At 74.1% G+C, this 2940-nt stretch carries 3 protein-coding genes and 1 pseudogene; 1 reads left to right on the forward strand and 3 read right to left on the reverse strand.

The window, feature by feature from the left end; genetic code table 11:
• Positions 1–219: pseudogene (locus AKI01S_RS48470) on the reverse strand (peptidase S8); the annotation flags it as partial.
• Positions 220–416: 197 nt separating this feature from the next.
• Here AKI01S_RS48470 and AKI01S_RS48475 point away from each other — a divergent pair.
• Entirely contained in the window at positions 417–920 is a 504-nt protein-coding gene (locus tag AKI01S_RS48475) for an FBP domain-containing protein (protein WP_067833885.1), read from the forward strand.
• Positions 921–935: 15 nt separating this feature from the next.
• On the opposite strand, the gene AKI01S_RS48480 is transcribed toward AKI01S_RS48475, so the two are convergent.
• Positions 936–2075, reverse strand: coding sequence for a DNA polymerase III subunit delta' (locus AKI01S_RS48480; protein WP_067833889.1), 1140 nt, complete (start codon positions 2073–2075; stop codon positions 936–938).
• A gap of 28 nt (positions 2076–2103) precedes the next feature.
• Positions 2104–2940 (reverse strand): dTMP kinase (gene tmk, locus AKI01S_RS48485; RefSeq protein ID WP_067833893.1); only part of this gene is annotated, 837 nt, incomplete at its 5' end.

Genomic DNA, 2940 nt, shown 5'->3' on the forward strand with positions numbered 1-2940 from the left:
GGCGACCCCGACCGCACGGTTCTCACGGATGATCGTTCCCCCGGCCGCCTTCACGGCGGCGTGGGCCTTCCCGAGCTGGGCGCCCTTCCGGTAGAGCACGACGTATTCGGAGACCTCGGCCTTGGCCTGCGCGGGGCTGGCGACCGCGGCTCCGGGGAGCGCGAGCGCCGTGGTCGCGGTGGCGACGGCGCAGGCGGCGGTGATAACGGCACGCCGCACGGATACCTCCTGACTCAGGGAGCAGTCCGGCTTAACGGACATAACCCGGCGACGCTATCGATGGTCTCATTGAGGTTGGCGCACAGAAAAGTAACGAATTGGGACAGATGGGAATTTTACTGTCCCTTACGCTCCGCTTCGCCTGGGCCGATAAACCGTTTGCCTAGCCCCACTAGGTAAATCTAGGGTCGCCGCTCATGCGACCGATCACCGAACGCGACCTTCGCGCGTCCTTCGTCAACTGCTCCAAGGGCGACGCCAAGCGCCTGACCCTCCCCGCCGACTTCGCCGACCTGCCCTGGAACGACCTGGACTTCCTCGGCTGGCGAGATCCGAAGGCGCCCGACCGCGCCTACCTGGTCGTCGAACGCGACGGCCGGCCCACCGGGATCGCGCTGCGCCGGGCGTCCGCGCCCGGAACGGCGCGCGGCTTCTCCTCGACCAGCCTGTGCTCGCTGTGCCTGACCTCCCACATCGGCGGCGGCGTCGCGCTGATGACCGCGCGCCGCGCCGGCGAGGCGGGCCGCCAGGGCAACTCGGTCGGGCAGTACCTGTGCGCCGACCTGGCCTGCTCCCTCTACGTGCGCGGCAAGAAGCAGACCCTGCTGGGCGCGGCGCCCGACGAGAGCGTCCCGCTGGGGGAACGGGCCGCCCGCGTCCTGGCCAACGCGCGCGCCTTCGCCGACCGCGTGACCTCCTGACCGGAGACCTCCCGCTCAGCGGGTCCGCAGGGCCAGGGTCATCGCCTCGACGGCCAGCAGCGGGTTCACGTTCGCGTTCAGCTGCCGGCGGCACGCCATGATCGCGTCGAGGCGGCGCAGCGTGGACTCCGGCGTGGTGTCCTCGGCGGCCGAGCGCAGCTCGGGGGCCAGCTCGGTGTTGACCAGCTCGCCCCGGACGCCGAGCTGCAACGTCAGGACGTCGCGGTAGTAGGAGGCCAGGTCCAGCAGGGCCCGGTCCAGCGCGTCGCGCTTGAGGCGGGTCGCGCGGGACTTCTGGCGGTCCTCCAGCTCCTTCAGCGCGCCCGCCGTGCCGCGCGGCATCCGCCCCTTCTCGCTCTCGCCGAGGGCCTGGCGGAGGGCGGCGGTCTCGGACTCGTTCAGCGTCTCGACGGTCGCCTTGGCCTCGGCGTCGGCGGCCTTCACCAGCGCCTCGGCGGCGGCCACGGCCGGGCCCACCGAGGTCAGGCGGCGCGGGACCGCCAGGACCTCCCCCCGGCGCCTGCGGGCCTCGGGGTCGGTCGCCAGCCGCCGGGCGCGGCTGATGTGCCCCTGCGCGGCGCGGGCGGCGATCTCCGCCGTCTCGGGGTCCACGCCGTCGCGCAGCCGCAGCACCTCGGCGATCGCCGCGGCCGGCGGCGTGCGCAACGTCACCAGGCGGCACCGGGACCGGATGGTGACCAGCAGGTCCTCCGGCGACGGCGTGCACAGCAGCCAGATCGTCCGCGGCGGGGGCTCCTCGATCGCCTTCAGCAGCGCGTTGGCGGCGGCCTCGGTGGCGCGGTCGGCGTCCTCGAACAGCACGATCTGCCAGCGCCCGCCCGACGGCGACGAGGAGGCCCGCAGCACCAGCTCGCGGGTCTCCTTCACGCCGTAGGACAGCCCGGCGGGGCGGATGACCTCGACGTCGGCGTGCGTCCCCTGGAGGACCTGGTGGCAGGACGCGCAGTGGCCGCAGCCCCGCGGCGTCTCGCCGCACTGCAACGCCGCCGCGAACGCCCGCGCGGCGGTGGTCCGCCCCGACCCGGGCGGGCCGGTGAACAGCCACGCGTGCGCGGGCCTGCCCTCGCCCCCGGCGGCGGAGGACAGCTGCTCCACCACCGGCGCCTGCCCGACCAGGTCATCCCACACGCTCATGGCGACAAGGCTACGGGCTGCGCCGGACTCAGACGTCGGTGATCGCGGGGAACGTGGAGGTGATGTCCTCGGCCGCGGCGGGCACCGGGTCGGGCAGGATCTCGCGGATGCGGTCCTGGATCTCGCGCCTGATCTCCTGCTGCGGACGCGACGCGTCCACGATCAGGTAGCGCTCCGGGTGCGCCTCGGCCAGCTCGCGGAAGCCCCGCAGGACCCGGTCGTGGAACGCGCGCGGCTCCGACTCCAGCCGGTCGGCGGGCTCCGACAGCCGGTTCAGGCCCGTCTCGGCCGGGACCTCCAGCAGGACCGTCAGGTCGGGGACCAGGCCCTCGGTCGCCCAGGCGTTCACCGCGGCGATCTCCTCGACGTCCTGCTCGCGGCCGTAGCCCTGGTAGGCCAGGGAGGAGTCGACGTACCGGTCGCTGACCACGATCGCGCCGCGCTCCAGCGCGGGCCGGATGACGTTGGCGACGTGGTCGGCGCGGTCGGCGGCGTACAGCAGCGTCTCGGCGCGCGACGACAGGCCCGTGGTCTCCTTGTCCAGCAGCAGGGCGCGCAGCCGCATGCCGGTCTTGGTCGCGCCGGGCTCGCGGGTGGTGACCACCTCGTAGCCGTGGTCGCGCAGCCAGATCGCCGCCAGCCGCGACTGGGTGGTCTTGCCCGCGCCCTCGCCGCCCTCGAACGCGATGAACACGCCCCGTTCGGTCCGGGCCCTCGGCTCCTCCGCCGGCTCCTCCCGCGGCGGGACGTACCGCTCGCCGCGCAGCGCCGCCGCCAGGTCAGGCCGCAGCGGAACGCCGCGCCGGTCGTCCAGCCGGCGGTGCGCGACCGCGCCCGCCACCAGCGCCAGCACGGCCGCGACCAG

It is taken from the genome of Actinomadura kijaniata NBRC 14229 (genome assembly GCF_001552175.1).
GTDB lineage: Bacteria > Actinomycetota > Actinomycetes > Streptosporangiales > Streptosporangiaceae > Spirillospora > Spirillospora kijaniata.